Here is an 18071-nt window from a genome sequence, read left to right on the forward strand (position 1 = left end):
AATGCTTCTTTTAGCCGAAGTTTTTCCCCCTTATTTCATCAACTCGCTTTTCTTCAATTTTAGTAACCGTCTCTGGCAAATCAGCATTTAAAATCCGCTCACTCAACTTTGCCAAAATCGCCTGTAGTAACTGCTGATCATCTGGTAATTTAGCCAGAAATTCGTCAACAATCTTTTCCACTTGCGACTCTCTCCCATGATCTACCCATACCATGCGATGGATTTCCTCACCATCGGGACGAGTCATAGTGATGCGTCGGGCTTCAAAACCTTCCCCCTTGGCGGCGACTTCCTTTTGCAAAGCTTCCAGATTCTTAAACCGGCGTACCAAATCTGCTAACTTCATCTCAAAGGCAGTTGCATCATCATCAGTCCATGATAGAGCCGGTTTATCTGCCACAATCATCACCAAAGCTTCCAACCACTGAGCATCACTTGCACTTTCATCCGATGCAGCGCGAATAAAGCGTTTGAGTAAAGGTTCAATACATTTTCCCGCTAAATAATTCGCCCTTACCCGCAAATCTTCCCTGAGTTTTGTTTCCTGACTTCTCACGCCAAAGGCTTCATAAATCAGTTTTTGACAATCACTCAATAAATGATCATAAGCTGTGTGAATCTCTCTTAGGGCATGAACTAACTTAGTGCGTAAGGTTTTCGCTGTCACACCATCATCTCCAGCTTCAATCCCAATTGCAGGTAAATTACAGGCTGCTGGTAAAGCTTTAAACAACAATTCGTCGGGTTCAACAGTAGTTTGTAATGCCTTTAAAATGGCTCTGGATTCTGGCTCCAGTCGTTTAGTTTGTTGAGTATATTTAGGCAGTTTCTTGGCGAATTGATAAAGAGGCGTAACCACTGTTAACAAAGTTGCATTACGCACTTTACCCAATGTTTTTAACTGAGGATTGCGTAAAATTGCTTCTAATTCCTTAAATACCTCTGCCCTTAATCCCAATACGGCAAAATATTTAACAGCAAACCTTTCAGGATATTTAACTAATAATTCAAAATGTTCTGTTCCTAATACGGGAATAAATGTCCCGTCTTGATATAGTCCCAAATCATCAGCATGATACAACAGAATCGCCGCTAAAATTACGGGAATAGCACCTTGTTTCACACCTAATGGTGGTGCTGCTAAATGTTGATAAAGTAAATCAAAACTTTGGCTTTTTTCTGTAGCTGCTAAACAAAAGTTCTCAACCGCTTCCCACAGGAAATTCAAACCTGAATTTTCCAATGGCGGATAAAAATCCCAATAACTATCTTCCTGACGATAAATCCCTGTTTCTTCTAGCAGGGAATAATACATACTAACTTCAGGGCCATAACCTTCCAAGCCTAATCTTTCTTCATGTTGATGTTCCAACATTGCTTGAATCAATTCTCGCCTAGCTTTAGCCCCTTGGGAGGTTAAATCCCGACGGTTAATTAATTCATTCCACAAAACTACACTGCGATGATAGACGCGATCGCATATATCAGATAGCTTACTATTAAAGTCAGTAATGTTGTTGAGTGTTTCCACTTGTCCTTGAATCCAACATTGCTGATTCGCTGCTATACTAAAGGACTGATTGAGGGTTTCATCTAGAAATTTTTCAGCTTCTTGTAAGCGATAATTTACCTCTTTTCTTGCCACCCCATCAGTTTGCAACTCTTTAGCTGTTTTTTTGATATTACTCAACGCTACAAATTCCAGAGTCCGCATTTGCAGAATATCTAAATTAGCCGCACTCAAAATCACCAACGGTTTACCGTCGCTAGTGGTGGAAGGAACAGAATTCGTGGTTCGACTGCGCTCACCACCCAGAGTTTTTTCATCTACCCAATACCCGACAAAACCGTCTGCATCTACACTGCTGCAGCTTAACTGGCTCAAATCTTGAGAATTATCTAAATAATGGCGTTCAAAATAACGCAAAGTTCCCTTTTGATAACTGTGACGTTGAGCCACTAAAGGCCTTAAGGGACGATGGAGAGATAAGAGTTTAACTAAAGGCGATCGCTCTTGTCCTATATAATTACTTAACTCACTGTCAACATTAAAATCAGAACCTTGCCAAATCCGCAATTCATCTAGTTGGCGACGATGAGTAATTAAATTCTGTTTTAACAGTCTATCAATAATTTGTTGCCAATAATTAATCTCTGTTGCTGACGGGCGATCGCACATTGCTAAAGCTACTAAGGTTCTTGTCGCCCTCAGAGAACCTGTAACTGTAATTAGGTTCAAAATCCCGATAGTTTTCAGCACCCTAAGACTATCTTCTTCTAACCGTTTAGCATCATTAATTAAATCTTGAATTTCTACCCATCTTTGCAAATTAGGACGTGAAGCTAAACCCAGTCCCGCCGCTTCGATAAAATAGTCGTAAACTTGGTATAACTTCAGACAGGGTAATTCGTAATCTTTAACTTTTACTTCTTCTAAAAAATTGCGAAATGATAGAGGTTCACTACTAGTTAAAAAAGTGAATAAAGAACGATCATTCTGAGCATAACGTTGACAAAGAGTTGGTAAAACTAAAGCAGATAAAGGATGTAGAGGATAAACTGCTTTGATCACCTGATTAGTTACTTCTTCATCAACAATTATTGATTCTAGATACTCAAACCAATCCTGAGAGTAAATATTAATCGCACTGCTGATGTTATTTGCTGCTGACGAATCAATTGCTTCTCCAATTAAACTCATCATTTGTCCAGATGATTCAGTAAAAGCAATATCCTCAAATCGCCCCTGAATCTTTGCCCATTCATTTTTTTGAATAGTCGCTAATCGTTGACTATATTCTGTAAAAGCTTGATGTAATATCCCTAAAATGTAAATAGGATTTTTGCTATCTTTTGGTAATTCAGCCAATTGCTGCAAAAGATATAAATCTTCATCACCTTGAGCATGAGCAGCATACTCTAAATTCTTCCCTAGTTCATCAATAACTAGAAAAATCCCCGTTTGAGATTCCTTGGCTAATTCCCACACCAAATGAGGAATTTCTCTACTATCAACCTTTCCCCCATCATTAATTTCTGCTTCCAAATCTACCAACTGACGCACAACATTGATTTTGTTCTTTTGGCTAGCAGTCCAGAAATTATTAACTCCTGTTAATAAAGCTCTGATAATGGTATGACTAATCGGTTCTCTTTGTCCTGTAGCTACAGCCCTAATTAATCCTTTGGAGTTAATTTTGCTTTGAATTAATTGATAAATATCACTATCTTTACCTAATTTTTCTTCAGCTATTGATAAAGATTTAATGTGGATTTTACTTTGGGATTTAGCAGCAAGAGAAATTAAAAAATGAGCAAAAGCAGACTTCCCTGTACCATAAACGCTGGTTAAAGTCCAAGCTCTATTTCCTTCATCAGAATTAAAACTATTTAAGATACGTTTTAGAGAATCAATCGCTCTTTTAGTTAGCACATAACCCTCTAAAGCTTCCACACTATCTAAATCTCTTTCTAAATTGATAGAACGAGAATAGCGACGTTGGAGACTAAAATAATGGGATAGCTTTTTGTTAGTCATAACTTCACTCATTTTTATCAAGGACTATATAGTATTTATCAGCCAGATTAGAATAATCATAAAACCCTGGGAAAATTAGTTTTTATCCTAATTCCCTACTATAATATTTATCTAAAATTTCTTCAGCTAAAATATCTGGTTCGCCAGTAAAAGATAACTGAATTAACCCAGCAGTGTTAGAAAGAACTATCGTATCAAATTCTTTAGCGATCGCCTCAATTGCTGCACATAAGATATTTTCCGTTAGTTTAAACACCATCCCCGGACTACCTTCATCATAAAGTAGACTAGGAATATTAATGGTTTCTCTTCCTTGACTTACCCAACTAGCATATTCTAAACAGGTAGCAACGATGATTGATGCAGGTAAATTAGCTTTTGCGCCAATTTTAAACTGATAATTTCTACCAAAATTACGAATTAACCCAAGTTCATTAAAAGGACAATCAATAGAGTCTTCAATTGGATTATTGTCTCTAATAACATCCTGGGATGTATACATTCGTAAAATACAATTTACATCTTTAATAAAAGAAGACTCAGCAATAGTCTTGTTAAAGTTAAGTATATAATTTTTCAATCCTACTAAGATATCTTCTTTTGTAAAATCTAAATCTCGAAAAACATTAAAGATATAATACCAGGCAGCAGCTTCACAAGTTGGCTTTAACAAATTCCAATGCAACAACCATAATGATGCCGGATCTTCTAGATAAGAGTCCCAGCCGTCATTTCCTAAAAGTTTTTCCCCAAATCTTGTTGGTAAATTATTCTTATCCAGAATTTTAAATGCACTACACCAATAGCGAATAGCACGAACCATATTTTTACCAACACCTAAACGCACAGGAGCATCATCCTGTAAGAAAACACCTGGATTTTTGTTAGCTGCATCAAAGCCTTTTTTCAACCAGCCAAAACGCGGGTGAAAAGTTTCATGGTTGGCAAATACTGGACTTACTGGACTTTCTTGATGTTTTAAGTTTAGATGAGTTTGAATCACGATAGGATAAATATGGGTAGCAACTATTTTATTTATTATCACTTTAAAAATGTCACTACTTCGACCACGCTCAGTAACCGTCTGTTGGCAAAGCCTTGCTCAAGGCTCCAAAGCGAAGAATCTCTAAGATACTTAGCTAAATTACTGGACTGTCTAGGCTAAAGTAGTGCATTAGATGTAGGTTGGGGAGCCACTCACGTGGGCGGGTTTCCCGACTTGTACCACTAAAGCGGAACCCGCAGGGTAGCAACTGGCGTTGAAGTGGCGTTTGAGGCTTTGCGGAACCCAACAAAGCCTTGATAATCTTGGGTTTTGCCCCGCTCCACCCAACCTACAAAATATACAATTTTTTTGTATCAAATTAGTCCGATCATGCCACTACGTCATGCTAAGTATGGTATAAGTTCAGATTTCATCCGCTTGTAGCATAGCAGAAGCAATTGACCAATAACTAGTACAGTGCGGCGGAAATAAGCAGACCATTCTCAATCGCTAAAAAGCTTACTCCATATTACTTTTGACTTTTGACTTTTGGCTTTTGGCTTCCGCCTTGCGGTACTATCGCTGTGAATAGAAAGAGCCTTTATACCCAAGCTGCTGAAATACTGGCTCAACTTACACGGTAGTCTTATATGGTTAAACCAAAACTAGCAAAAAACTGTTCAACAAAAATCGGGATGACTGGATTCGAACCAGCGGCCCCTTCGTCCCGAACGAAGTGCGCTACCAAGCTGCGCTACATCCCGCCGAAAAAACAGCACTACAACTCCAAAATATCACAACCAAAGGTAAATGACAAAAATGCATCCATATATTAAATAGATTGAGACCACTTCATCACTAACTTTGCTTGCTACCATTAAATTTATATAACTTCAGCGATAAAGGCGGATTGTGACTGTTAAACCAGACTGGTTGCGGGTAAAAGCGCCTCAGTGGGAGCGCGTCGGTAACGTCAAAGAAATTTTGCGAGATTTAGCGCTCAACACCGTTTGTGAAGAAGCATCCTGTCCAAACATTGGTGAGTGTTTCCAGGCTGGTACTGCTACTTTTTTGATTATGGGGCCAGCTTGCACGCGCGCCTGTCCCTACTGCGATATAGATTTTGAGAAAAAACCTCAACCGTTAGATCCCACCGAACCAGCACGACTAGCGGAAGCCGTGCTACGTTTGCAACTGAATCATGTGGTGATCACTTCTGTGAACCGGGATGATTTACCAGATGGTGGTGCATCTCAGTTTGTGCAATGTATTGCAGCTGTGCGGACAATTTCACCCAACACCACTATTGAGGTGCTAATTCCTGATTTGTGCGGTAATTGGGAAGCTCTGGAGATCATTCTGGAAGCTGCGCCAGAAGTGCTAAATCACAATACAGAGACTGTACCACGCTTGTATCGCCGTGTGCGTCCACAAGGTAACTACGATCGCACGCTAGAATTATTACAGCGTTCTCGTCAAATTGCTCCTTGGGCATACACAAAATCCGGAATCATGGTTGGACTGGGTGAAACAGACACTGAAATTCGCCAAGTCATGCAAGACCTCCGAAACGTAGATTGCGATATCTTGACAATTGGGCAATATCTCCAACCCAGTCAAAAACACCTAAAAGTAGATGATTTTATCACTCCAGAACAATTTGCTGCTTGGAAAGCATTTGGCGAAGAACTAGGATTTTTACAAATTGTTTCTTCCCCCTTGACACGAAGCTCCTATCATGCGGAACAAGTCAGGGAATTAATGCAACGCTACCCCCGTAGTCGAGGATGAGCGAGAAGGGGGCAGCCCTTCGACTTCGCTCAGGGCAAGGGGGCAGGGAGCAGATGAGGGAGATAATAACCTTGACCCTTGACCCTTGACAAATGACAAATGACAAATGACAAATGACAAATGACCAACCACAAACCGTAGCCATTTTGGGAGCAGGTGCTTGGGGCACAGTTCTCGCAAATTTGGCATCCGCTAACGGTCACAGGGTGCATTTGTGGTCGCGTGGGGGATCGGACAGTCTAGAAGCAGTGTTACAAGATGCCCAAATCATCCTGTCTGCAATCTCGATGAAAGGTGTGGCGAATGTAGTCACGCAAGTCAAGTCTTTTGACATTGCTCCACAAACAATTTTTGTGACGGCGACGAAAGGTTTAGATCCCCAAACCACTTTGACGCCGTCGCAAATTTGGCAAACAGCATTCCCTCATCATGCAGTGGTAGTTTTATCTGGGCCTAATTTATCTCAAGAAATTCAACAAGAATTACCAGCTGCTACGGTAGTAGCCAGCAGTGTACCCACTGCGGCTGAATTTGTGCAGCAAGTATTTTCTTCAAGTCGTTTCCGTGTATACACTAATCCCGACCCCGTGGGAGTGGAACTAGGTGGCACACTGAAAAATGTGATTGCGATCGCCTCTGGTGTATGCGATGGTTTACATCTGGGAACTAATGCTAAAGCTGGTTTAGTCACCCGTGGACTGACCGAAATGGTTCGCATTGGCAAATTTTGGGGTGCGAAACCAGAAACATTTTATGGTTTATCAGGTTTAGGAGATTTACTCGCCACCTGCAACAGCCCCCTAAGTCGCAATTATCAAGTAGGCTATCAACTAGCTGGTGGTAAAACACTCGCAGAAATTCTCGCCCATCTCCCCGGAACTGCTGAAGGAGTTAATACTTGCCGAGTTTTGCTGCAAAAAGCCAGGCAACAGAATATTCCAGTTCCGATTACCGAGCAAGTTTACCGCTTACTTGAGGGTGAAGTTACTCCTCAGCGGGCACTTGATGAATTGATGCTGCGAGACATCAAGCCGGAATATAACTAATTGCTTCTTAATCCTCAATCATTAAACAGTTATCGCGGTTGAAGTCGGGGATTTAACTCTTATGTGCCCTAATTCATTCGTCTTTGCCAACCCGCATTTTACCATCAACTGATTGACTGTCTGATGGGTAACATGATGGTGGCTCAGTCAGCTATGAGAAAAACTTATTTAATCATGGTTTGCCATTTTTGCTTCAGGGTAACTACCCAGCTACTGCCTATAGCTACTACTTAAACTTATTACCAAATATTCCTTAGAGAAAAATTAGTAAATCGTCAGGATACTACCTTCACAGCCGTGTAGATATGACTATGCAGATAACAGACATGATTACTACTGAAATATGATTATACAACGTTACTTTTGTAACAGTCAAGTCCCATCAAAGTTGAAATGTTGAAAAAGTAGTTTGGAAGCTTGAAGGCTAGCTGTAGATTGAATAGCTATTGGTTCAAGGAAAGAACTACAGCAGCCGACTATTTCGGTAGTCATGTTTAAAAAAAGCTCAGTACAGGTTTTTTTAGTTTTTTTTCAAAAAAACTGTACTGAATTCTTTAACCGTGTTAGTTCATCTTGAATCACGGGAACAATAGCAACAGTTGAATAGCTGACCGTAATTTTTTAGCTGACCGTAATCTATTGTTACCTGGAGCCATTGAGACGATCCTTATGCCAGCAACATCTTTTTACGCAGATGCCCCCTACAATACCCAGAAATCCCGCCAGGTTGTGGACTCAGAGATCGCAGTTGATGAAGGTGAGTTGCCTTTAGATGAGATTCAAGAGCTAGAGATAGCTGCTGCTGATCCGGCTACCTTCGCTGCGAACGCTAACCGACGCAGTACAGACCTGGTACGTTTATATCTGCAGGAAATTGGTCGGGTTCGTTTGTTGGGGCGGGATGAAGAGGTATCCGAAGCGCAAAAAGTTCAGCGCTACTTGCGGATGCGGATAGTGCTTGCTAACGCTGCAAAGCTTGGGGATGCAGTAATTGAACCTTATCTGCGGTTAATTGAAGTTCAGGAGCGTCTAACATCTGAATTGGGACATCGCCCATCATTAGAAAGGTGGGCAACCACTGCGGGTATAGTCTTGTCGGATCTTAAACCGACTCTAGCAAATGGCAAACGTCGCTGGGCGGAGATTGCCAAGTTGACGGTGGAAGAACTGGAGCAAATCCAGACCCAAGGACTCCAAGCCAAAGAACACATGATCAAGGCTAATCTGCGCCTAGTCGTGTCTGTTGCTAAGAAGTATCAAAATCGTGGCTTGGAATTGTTAGATTTAGTCCAAGAAGGCACTCTAGGCTTAGAGCGCGCTGTGGAAAAATTTGACCCAACTAAGGGTTATCGCTTTAGCACCTACGCTTACTGGTGGATTCGTCAGGGTATTACGCGGGCGATCGCTACTTCTAGCCGCACCATCCGTCTCCCTGTCCACATTACAGAAAAGCTGAACAAAATTAAAAAAGCCCAACGCAAAATTGCTCAAGAAAAAGGGCGCACTCCTACTTTAGAAGACCTAGCTGTTGAGCTAGAAATGACACCAACTCAAGTGCGAGAAGTTTTGTTAAGAGTTCCTCGTTCAGTTTCTTTGGAAACCAAGGTAGGAAAAGATAAAGACACTGAGTTAGGAGAATTACTAGAAACCGACTGTGTCACCCCAGAAGAAATGTTAATGCGAGAATCTTTACAAAGAGACTTGCAGCATCTATTGGCAGATTTAACCAGTCGCGAACGGGATGTGATTCTGATGCGGTTTGGTTTAGCAGATGGTCATCCTTACTCTTTAGCAGAAATTGGCCGCGCTCTCGACTTATCGCGGGAACGAGTCCGACAAATTGAATCCAAAGCTCTGCAGAAGCTCCGCCAACCCAAACGGCGTAACCTCATCCGTGACTATTTGGAGTCACTAAGTTAGTCAACAAAGTTCACAATTCAAAATTACGAATTATGAATTTTGAATGCAGAATTGTATGGATGGATTGTTGACCAATAATTCCTTGATGGTACAGAGCAAGCGGATTTATCCGTGGAATCAATCCAAAATCCGTCTTAAAAAGTTTGCTCAACGGGGGGAACCCCACGCCAGTTCTCTCAAGTCGGCAGAGCCGCCCACGAGACTGGCTCCGCACCGCAACGCCAGTTGCTTTAAGCCGGGGAACCCGTCCAACGCACTGGCTCAACTTTTCGCAAAATCTAAAATTTCCCAGCCCCTGGATTTATCCGCAGGGTCAATCCAAAATCTAAAATCCAAAATTGTCTGACTCTAGGCTATCTTACGAAAGAAGGTAAAGCTCTAAAGCCTTGCTCCCTCTTAAAATGTTGCTTCCCGAGGGAGACCCTTCTAGAATTTTTCGTTATGTGGACGACGTAGTGTTCCCTATTTTTTCATTGGTAATTGACGCACTTGATCCCCGCTACCACAGTTATTTTCTAGTCTGTAGAAAATTATTGTCATTTAGCTAGACTAGAGTCTATCAAAAGCTATTCTCAGGATACCTTTAGAGTGGGGATCATCTATTATTTTGCTGCTTATCAAGATTTGATGAATTATTTGTAAGCATTTAGCATAGATTCTCAATAAGCAATGTTTGTTGCAAATTGCTCAAAATATTTGTTATATTCTCAACTAATAGGCTTTGTTGAGAAAAATTAGTATGACTGTCTACACATCTAGTTCACTCAAGGCAGAATTAAATGACCGAGGTTGGCGTCTAACTCCGCAGCGAGAAACGATTTTACACATTTTTCAAGAGCTGCCACAAGGCGAACACCTCAGTGCTGAGGATCTTTACCATCGACTAGAAACCGATGGAGAAGGCATTAGTCTGTCAACTATCTATCGAACTTTGAAGTTGATGGCTAGGATGGGAATATTGCGGGAACTTGAATTGGGGGAAGGACATAAACATTATGAACTAAACCAGCCATATCCCCATCACCACCATCACCTGATTTGTGTCAGATGCAATAGCACAATTGAGTTTAAAAACGACACAATTTTAAAAATTGGGGCAAAGACTGCTCAAAAAGAAGGCTTTCACCTATTGGATTGTCAACTAACAATCCATGCAGTCTGCCCCCAGTGCCAACGGGCACTAATGCCTCTTTAGTACCTAATTGGGATCGAAAACCGAGGGTTTCAAACGCTGTTATCGGAGGTAGGCTACCAATTGGTTACTCGTAGTGACAACGACTGAGCGGATGCTAAAAGCGTCCGCTTTTGATGTCTTTGAGACTAACTCCGTAAAATTCTTGAGCTTGCTTGATTGCTTTTTTGGTATCGTCTGCCATCACACCGTTCAGTTGGCCTTTATAAAAACCCTTGTCTCTTAATCTTCTTTGGATTTCCAAGACGCTAAATTCACTTGTTGAAGCAGTGCTAACTGAGCTATGTAACTTCGCTCTGGTAGTGGGGCCAGCAACCCCACTGGCTGCTAAATAATTAGCTGCTTGAAATCTGCGGACAGCATCTGTGGTGTTGGGGCCATAGTAGCCATTTGGCTCGCCTCCTAAATATCCTGCTTGAATCAAATGCTCTTGGAGAACTCGAACTGCTTCGCCGCGATCGCCTAGCCTGAGTTTGTCTCCCTTTGCTGCTACTGGCTCCTTAGCGTCATCGTCGCCATTGCCAACGCCATTTTGTGGCAATTTAGCTAGTGTTACTGGGCCGACAATACCATCAGCGTTTAATTTATAAGCCTCTTGGAACCGCTTGACGGCTTCTTCGGTAATGGGGCCAAATATCCCTGTGGCATTACCGTAGTAATAACCTGCAACTCTCAACCGTTCTTGCAAGGCTCTGACATCTTCACCTTCATCACCTTTAACTAGAAGGTTGGGACTGCGGCGTTTGCTAGCTACAGAACTAGGTGTGCTTGACTTTTTAGCTGATTCACTGACAGCAGTGGGTTTTTTAGTCTGTGTATTCATCACAGCCGCTTTTGTGACTGACGCACTGACAGCAGTGGGTTTTTTAGCTTGTGCTACTAAAGCTGGCGATCGCCATTTATCTAATTTTTGCAGAGTAGTTGCGCTCACAATGCCGTCAACTGGTAAATCTGCAGCTTTTTGGAACCGCCGCACAGCATCTTCTGTAGGGAAATCATATACTTGAGTGATAGGAGCTTGATAAAAGCCTACTCTTTTCAGTTGTTGTTGCAAATTTCTGACGGAGGGGCCTTGATCGCCTCTTTCTAATGCCAAGACGCTGCTCACAGCACCGAGAACTGACAAGGTGAGCGCCAGAGGCAGCATATATTTCCAAGCTTTGCCAGAAAGTCGTTTCCAATCTGGGGTAGCTGCTTTGTTTAACAAGTAGCTCAGAGAAACCAATTCATTGGATTGGTTGTCTTCGTAGGCAAAGGCTAGATGCAAGTACGCAATGTTGTCCATATTCGAGTCCTACACCACTTATTTTTCTTCGATTGCTGCTTCAGCTTGATGTACTAAGTTGCGTAAACTTTCTAAAGTTTGTATGTTTACATCCTCCCATAAATTGCGCTTGTGTGCTTCTAACAATCTTTCAGCAATATCACGCAACGCATGGGGATTTTTTTCTTGAATAAATTCTGCAACAACGGGATCAAGTAAATAAGCTTCTACTACTCCCTGATACATATAATCTTCGACACAATGGGCTGTAGCATCATAGGCGAATAAAAAATCTACTGTCGCCGCCATTTCAAAAGCACCTTTATAACCGTGGCGCATCACGCCCGCAATCCATTTAGGATTAACTACACGAGAACGATATACCCTGGCGATTTCCTCTCGCAGTTGGCGGATGCGTGGTTGGGCGGGAATAGAATTATCACCAAAATAAGTTTGGGGATTTTTTCCTTGCAAAGATCGAACTGCAGCGGTTAAACCACCTTGAAATTGATAATAATCATCAGAATCGAGTATGTCGTGTTCGCGGTTGTCTTGGTTTTGCAGAACAACTTGCATTTTCCCCAGGCGCTGTTCAAAGGCTTCGGGGGCAGCAATTCCCACTAACCCTCCTTTACCTTCAGCAGTAACACTAGTGTAGGCGTAGCAACTCCAGTTGATGTAAGCACGTGCTAAATCCTGGTCATCTGTCCAATTTTGTGATTCTATTAAGCCTTGGAGTCCGGCACCGTAAGCACCTGGTTGAGAGCCAAAGATGCGATAGCGCGATCGCTCAATTGCAGTTTTTGAACTTAAACCTTGTGTCATCCAAAATTCTGTATCTTGGATCACTTGAGCAGCTAAAGGGTTTTGCTCTGGTGGTTCATTTAATGCTGCCACCGCTGTCACTGCTTGCTCAAATAAATCAATTAAGTTGGGGAAAGCATCCCGAAAGAATCCCGAAATTCGCAAAGTCACATCTACACGGGGACGTTGCAAAAGCGATAGGGGTAAGATTTCAAAATCTACTACCCGCCGTGCTGCACCATCCCATACGGGACGCACACCCAACAACGCCAACGCCTCGGCGATGTCATCACCTCCAGTCCGCATGGTGGCTGTGCCCCATACAGACAAGGCTAGTGTTTGGGGATACTCACCGTTTTCTTGGGTATAGCATTCAATCAGAGTCTCAGCGGCTTTCCTGCCGATATCCCAGGCTATTTCTGTAGGTAAAGCCCGAATATCAACTGAGTAAAAGTTTTTACCTGTGGGTAGGACTTCCGGTCGTCCCCGCGTGGGTGCGCCAGATGCACCACTGGGGATATATTTTCCATCGAGTCCCCGGAGTAAATTAGTAACTTCTTGGTCAGTTTTTTGTAAAGCCGGGATGAGTTTTGATTTGATCCAGTCGAGTGTAGGGGGGAGTGAGGCAGGGGGAGTGAGGCAGGGGGCAGGGGGCAGGGGGGCAGGGGGCAGGGGGTGTTAAAAGCTCGGCGGTTGGGGATAAAAGCTCGGAGTTTGGGGATAAAAGCTTGGCGGTTGGAGATAAAAGCTTGGCGGTTGGAGATAAAAGCTTGGCGGTTGGTGCTAAAAGCTCGGTGATTGGAGATAAAAGCTCGGAGTTTGGTGCTAAAAGCTCGGAGTTTGATGTTAAAAGCTCGGTGGTTGGAGATAAAAGCTTGGCGGTTGGTGCTAAAAGCTCGGTGGTTGATGTTAAAAGCTCGGAGTTTGATGTTAAAAGCTGCTCAACTAAGAAAGCTGCATGTTCTTCCAGGACTTCGACAACATCACCGAGGGTGTGACAGGATTTGCCATTGACTACAGATAATTCACCACTGGCTATTGACAAATCGGCTGTGAGTGGATCGAAATCTAAACCCCAATCTTGAGCGATCGCCCTGGTAATACCTATTGAATAACGATTGGGGATGCGAGCGATCGCTACAATTAAATCTCGCAGTTGTCGTCCTTGGGGACATTGCCCGAAAATATGTAACCCATCGCGGATTTGGGCTTCTTTTAATTCACAAAGATAGCCATTGATAGAATTCAAAATTAAAACTTCCCAATTCAGAAAGTCTTGGTCATTTTGAATACCTAAATCGCGGTGAAGATTTTCTTGAATAACTAAGTTACGGATGCGATCGCATATTATCGGTAATCTTCCAGGATCTAAACTTTCCGCCTCATAATATTCATCAATTAAATTTTCCAACTGTTGCAAGGCACCGTAGAGTTCGGCGCGAGTCATTGGCGGTGTCAAGTGATCGATAATCACCGCTTGAGCGCGACGCTTGGCTTGGGAACCTTCACCAGGATCATTAACAATAAACGGGTATAAGTGAGGAAGCGCGCCTAAAGCCACTTCGGGATAACAACTACTAGATAAAGCCAGACTTTTACCGGGTAGCCATTCCAGGTTTCCATGTTTCCCTACATGCACGACTGCATCAGCACCGAAACTTTCTCTTACCCAGTGATAAAAAGCTAAATAAGCATGGGTTGGTTCCAAATCCGGTGCATGATAATTCAAACTAGGGTCAAGATCATAGCCTCGTGATGGTTGAATGCCGATGAAGATATTGCCGAGTTGGATACCGGGGATGGGGTACACTTCGACTGCGCTCAGTGACCGGGCATCAGAGGAGAGTCCCCAGCGATCGTTAATACTTTGTTGTACGGTTTCTGGTAGGGAGGTGAAATATTCTTGATACTCGGCTACAGAGAGACTTTGTGCCACCGAACGCCAATCCCTACCCTCTGGATCATTGGTTACACCAGCGGTGAGACGTTGGATTAACTCATCACTGTTAGCGGGTAAATTTTCCACTTCATAACCAGCCGACTGTAAAGCCTGGAGAATTTCCACACAACTAGCTGGCGTGTCCAACCCGACACCATTAGCAAGGCGGCCATCGCGGTTGGGGTAATTTGCCAAAATTAGGGCAATGCGGCGCTCTTGGGGAGGTTTAGAGCGGAGGCGTACCCAATTAGCAGCTAATTGAGTGACAAACTCAATGCGATCGCTCACTGGCTCATAAACCACCACATCGGTTTCTAAGTCAGGATTGCGAGTTTGCACCGCCTTAAAAGACACCGCCCGACTAATAATCCGTCCATCCACCTCTGGTAGTGCCACATTCATGGCAATATCGCGGGGAGACAACCCTTGTGATTGCAATTCCCATTGTTCAACCGCTCCACCACTGAGAATTACCTGCAAGACAGGCACATCCAAAGTTTCCCACAACTCGACTTGGGGTGTTTCTGTTTCCAACCGCGCTAAAGAAAAACTCGTAGTATTCAACAGCAGTCCAATTTGTTCCCCTTCTTTCGGCTGGAAAAACTCTTTTAACTCAGCTTGAATATCCGGATCGCGCAGTGAAGAAACAAAAACAGGCACAGGTTGTAAATTTTTCTCTACCAAAGCAGCACATAAAGCATCAATTACCTTGACATTTCCCGCCAAATAATGAGCGCGGTAGAAGAGGATGCCGATTTTTGGGGAAGTGTGGGGAGTGTGGGAAGTGTGGGAATCATAATTTTCCACTACTCCCCCATCTCCCCTACCTCCCAATCCCCACTCATATAACCCCACACTAGGAACTAACATCGGCGACGGGGGATTAAAAGCAGTTAAAAGGCTCTGATCAGCAATGAACTTGAGAGCATTAACAACATTTTCTACGCCACCTTGCCTGAAGTATTGCCATACCTGGTTAACAACATCCAGAGACACGGTAGACTGGGAGACTAAATCAGGATCAAGTGCATCGTCTCCTGGCATTACAATGAGAGTACTACCATTACGTTGAGCAATCTCCTGCACCACTTCTAAGCCATAAGCCCAGTAGGAACGTCCTCCTAATAGGCGCAAAATAATTACCTGGGCAAATTCTAAAACTTGCTCACCATAAGTGTCTATGCTTATTTGTTGCTGTAACTGCAATAGGTTAGCAACTCTCAATGCCGGAAATGTAGCGGGTAATTTAGGGATTGCCGCTGCCAGGGTTTGAATGTCGGTATCAGCAGCCGTGATCAACACGAAAGGAGCGGGAGTTTGTTCTATAAAAATCAGGCTTTCTGACTGATTCCATCCACCAGATGTGGCACTTATACGATGCATAATCCTTTATTACCGTCTTAAACTGTTGATTGGAACACAATACAAAAAACCTTTGAGCTTCAGCAGCTAGCCCTTCTCGCTAGTGCAGCATGTCTGAAATAAACCAACCATTACAAAACGCTCAAATGCTGACTGTAAAACTTTCTTCCTTTCATACTTCATACTTCATACTTCAGAATTCAGCCTTTTTGTACTAGACTTTTGACAATGCTTAGTTCTCCTGATTTGAGCTTTTCTCGAACCTTGCCTTTAAATGTATTTAATCAGCTTGGGGAATTATTAGAGCAGATGGCTCAAGCAGTGGGAAATGACACTTTGATCCTGACAGAAGCAGTGCTAGTAAGAATACGCATACCTGCGGAGTGGCAAGGGCAAAAGTTTACACTCTTGGTTTCGGAGAGATTTAGTGCGCTTTTGGTGGGTAAAAAAGAAGAGGTGGGGAAAGGAGAAGAGTTTACCTCGGTGAATGCTAGATTGACATTTAGTGCAGAAGCGATCGCCTCCTTTATCGCCAAACTGCAAGATTTATTTGGGTGCGATTCCTCTACTCATCAAAATATTGAACGCTATTGTCAAATTCTCGCCCCCAATGATGCTACGCTCCAAGGTCAATTTACGCTGTTGTTATTAGAATATCTCTTGTTGTACCCAAATCAAGAGGGAACAGCGCTACCTAGTTCTAACTACCCTGATATTTATACTGATCAGTCGGTGGAAGATGCCCTAAAAAAGCGGATTTCCCAAGAGCGGTTATTGCATCAGATAACAACCCAGATTCGCAAGAGTCTAGATTTGCCCATAATTATGGCAACGGCAGTTACACAAGTGAGTGAGTTTCTCAATTTAGACAGATTAGTAATTTACAAATTTGATGGTTTAAAAGTCAAGAGTCAGCCCTTCGACTACGCTCAGGGCAAGGAGTTAGGAGTTAGGAGTCAGGAGTCAAGCTCTTTGGCGCTTAAATCTCAATTACCAGTACAAAACTATGAGCAGTATGGGGGTTGTGTTGTTCATGAAGCTCGCGCTAGAGATACTATCCCATCAGTCTTGAATTACAGGGAAGAAACTTGCTTTATACGAACCTCCCAATGTTGGGAGAAATATCGTCAAGGTTTTACTTTGGTTGTGGATGATGTGGAAAAAACTTATGCTCTGGAAGAGTGTTTGTTGAATTTTTTTAGGGAATCCCAAATTAGAGCTAAGTTGGCAGCACCAATTATATTTGAGGATAATCTCTGGGGGCTGCTAATTGCTCATCAGTGCAATGCTCCACGCCAATGGACTGAGAGTGAAATAAACTTGCTAAATGCGATCGCTGAACAATTAGCGATCGCTATTCATCAAGCTGAGTTAATGCGAACTCTGCGAGACGCTACGCAAACACTCACGCAAGATAAACACACTCTTGAACAACAAGTTATTGAGCGGACAATGGCGCTGCGTGAGGCGCTACTCGCCGCTGAAGCAGCTAGCCGTCTCAGAAATGAATTTTTGGCTACCATCAGCCATGAATTGCTCACTCCTTTAACTTATGTCATTGGGATGTCTTCTACACTATTACGCTGGCCTTTGGGTGAGTTGAGTCAAAGACAACGAGACTATCTACAAACCATCCACGATAGTGGCGAACATTTATTAGGAATGATCAATGACATTCTCGATTTATCTCAAATCGAGGCGGGTAAAACAGTTTTAAATATTACAGAATTCTCCTTGGTAAGGATAGCGGAAAATACTGTAGAGTCGCTGCTGGGAAAAGCCAAGACAGAACAAATTAATCTCAAATTAGACGTGCAAATTGATCCAAGACGCGATCGCTTTAATGCTGATGTCCCACGAGTAGAACAAATCCTTACCAATCTGTTAACTAATGCCATTAAATTCACTCCTGAAGATGGTAGCGTTACCTTACGCCTTTGGGTGGAAGATGACACCGCTATCTTTCAAGTAGAAGATACTGGGATTGGCATTCCTGAACATCAATTACCACTGCTATTTGAAAAATTTCACCAACTCGATACACCCTATCGCCGTCGCTACGCAGGTACAGGACTCGGTTTAGCTTTAACTAAACAACTCGTGGAACTCCATCGGGGGCGAATTGAAGTAGAGTCCACCGTGGGGATTGGTTCAATTTTTACCGTATGGATACCAGCCCAATTGATGCGGGATTAGGGATTGGGGACTGGGGACTGGGGACTGGGGATTG

Annotated in this window: 9 protein-coding genes, 1 tRNA gene and 2 pseudogenes; 6 read left to right on the forward strand and 6 right to left on the reverse strand. The window is 42.9% G+C overall.

What is annotated here, in order from left to right; all coding sequences use genetic code 11:
* Positions 1-10: 10 nt before the first annotated feature.
* The 3 genes from CAL7507_RS15070 to CAL7507_RS15080 all read right to left on the reverse strand — a co-directional run bounded on the left by CAL7507_RS15070 (position 11) and on the right by CAL7507_RS15080 (position 5287).
* Positions 11-3538: a hypothetical protein gene (locus tag CAL7507_RS15070; RefSeq protein ID WP_015129338.1), complete on the reverse strand. Its 3528-nt coding sequence runs from the start codon at positions 3536-3538 to the stop codon at positions 11-13.
* 82 nt (positions 3539-3620) lie between these two features.
* Positions 3621-4541, reverse strand: a complete 921-nt coding sequence (locus tag CAL7507_RS15075; RefSeq protein ID WP_015129339.1) for a DUF4007 family protein — start codon at positions 4539-4541, stop codon at positions 3621-3623.
* 672 nt (positions 4542-5213) lie between these two features.
* Positions 5214-5287, reverse strand: a tRNA-Pro gene (locus tag CAL7507_RS15080).
* Between the two features lie 148 nt (positions 5288-5435).
* On the opposite strand from CAL7507_RS15080, the gene lipA reads away from it, so the two are divergent.
* The 4 genes from lipA (at position 5436) to CAL7507_RS15105 (ending at position 10475) form a co-directional block, all read left to right on the forward strand.
* Positions 5436-6314, forward strand: a complete 879-nt coding sequence (gene lipA / locus CAL7507_RS15085; RefSeq protein WP_015129340.1) for a lipoyl synthase — start codon at positions 5436-5438, stop codon at positions 6312-6314.
* Positions 6315-6427: 113 nt separating this feature from the next.
* Entirely contained in the window at positions 6428-7360 is a 933-nt protein-coding gene (locus tag CAL7507_RS15090; protein ID WP_015129341.1) for an NAD(P)H-dependent glycerol-3-phosphate dehydrogenase, read from the forward strand.
* Between the two features lie 669 nt (positions 7361-8029).
* On the forward strand, positions 8030-9280 hold the full coding sequence (sigC, locus tag CAL7507_RS15095; RefSeq protein WP_015129342.1) for an RNA polymerase sigma factor SigC: 1251 nt from the start codon (positions 8030-8032) through the stop codon (positions 9278-9280).
* Positions 9281-10019: 739 nt separating this feature from the next.
* On the forward strand, positions 10020-10475 hold the full coding sequence (locus CAL7507_RS15105) for a Fur family transcriptional regulator (protein WP_015129343.1): 456 nt from the start codon (positions 10020-10022) through the stop codon (positions 10473-10475).
* A gap of 94 nt (positions 10476-10569) precedes the next feature.
* Here the strand turns inward: CAL7507_RS15105 and CAL7507_RS15110 are convergent, their stop codons facing one another.
* A complete protein-coding gene (locus CAL7507_RS15110; RefSeq protein WP_015129344.1) occupies positions 10570-11757 on the reverse strand; it encodes a peptidoglycan-binding protein in 1188 nt (395 codons plus the stop codon).
* Between the two features lie 18 nt (positions 11758-11775).
* Positions 11776-13161: pseudogene (locus tag CAL7507_RS15115) on the reverse strand (cobaltochelatase subunit CobN); the annotation flags it as partial.
* Positions 13162-13289: 128 nt separating this feature from the next.
* Between CAL7507_RS15115 and CAL7507_RS33675 the strand changes: the two are divergent.
* Positions 13290-13538 carry a hypothetical protein gene (locus CAL7507_RS33675; protein WP_369750941.1) on the forward strand — a complete coding sequence of 83 codons (249 nt, stop codon included), beginning with the start codon at positions 13290-13292 and terminating at the stop codon, positions 13536-13538.
* On the opposite strand, the pseudogene cobN reads toward CAL7507_RS33675, so the two are convergent.
* Positions 13466-15862 (reverse strand): annotated as a pseudogene (gene cobN / locus CAL7507_RS15120) (cobaltochelatase subunit CobN); the annotation flags it as partial. The gene CAL7507_RS33675 and the pseudogene cobN overlap by 73 nt on opposite strands.
* Before the next feature lie 207 nt (positions 15863-16069).
* Here cobN and CAL7507_RS15125 point away from each other — a divergent pair.
* Positions 16070-18037 carry a GAF domain-containing sensor histidine kinase gene (locus CAL7507_RS15125; protein WP_015129345.1) on the forward strand — a complete coding sequence of 656 codons (1968 nt, stop codon included), beginning with the start codon at positions 16070-16072 and terminating at the stop codon, positions 18035-18037.
* The last annotated feature ends 34 nt before the right edge of the window (positions 18038-18071 follow it).

Origin of the sequence: Calothrix sp. PCC 7507 (assembly GCF_000316575.1) — a bacterium.
Classification (GTDB): domain Bacteria; phylum Cyanobacteriota; class Cyanobacteriia; order Cyanobacteriales; family Nostocaceae; genus Fortiea.

Coding starts and splice junctions, on each gene's coding strand:
- CAL7507_RS15070 (WP_015129338.1), bottom strand. CDS start 3,538: ATGACTAACAAAAAGCTATCCCATTATTTTAGTCTCCAACGTCGCTAT.
- CAL7507_RS15090 (WP_015129341.1), top strand. CDS start 6,428: ATGACAAATGACCAACCACAAACCGTAGCCATTTTGGGAGCAGGTGCT.
- sigC (WP_015129342.1), top strand. CDS start 8,030: ATGCCAGCAACATCTTTTTACGCAGATGCCCCCTACAATACCCAGAAA.
- CAL7507_RS15105 (WP_015129343.1), top strand. CDS start 10,020: ATGACTGTCTACACATCTAGTTCACTCAAGGCAGAATTAAATGACCGA.
- CAL7507_RS15110 (WP_015129344.1), bottom strand. CDS start 11,757: ATGGACAACATTGCGTACTTGCATCTAGCCTTTGCCTACGAAGACAAC.
- CAL7507_RS15125 (WP_015129345.1), top strand. CDS start 16,070: ATGCTTAGTTCTCCTGATTTGAGCTTTTCTCGAACCTTGCCTTTAAAT.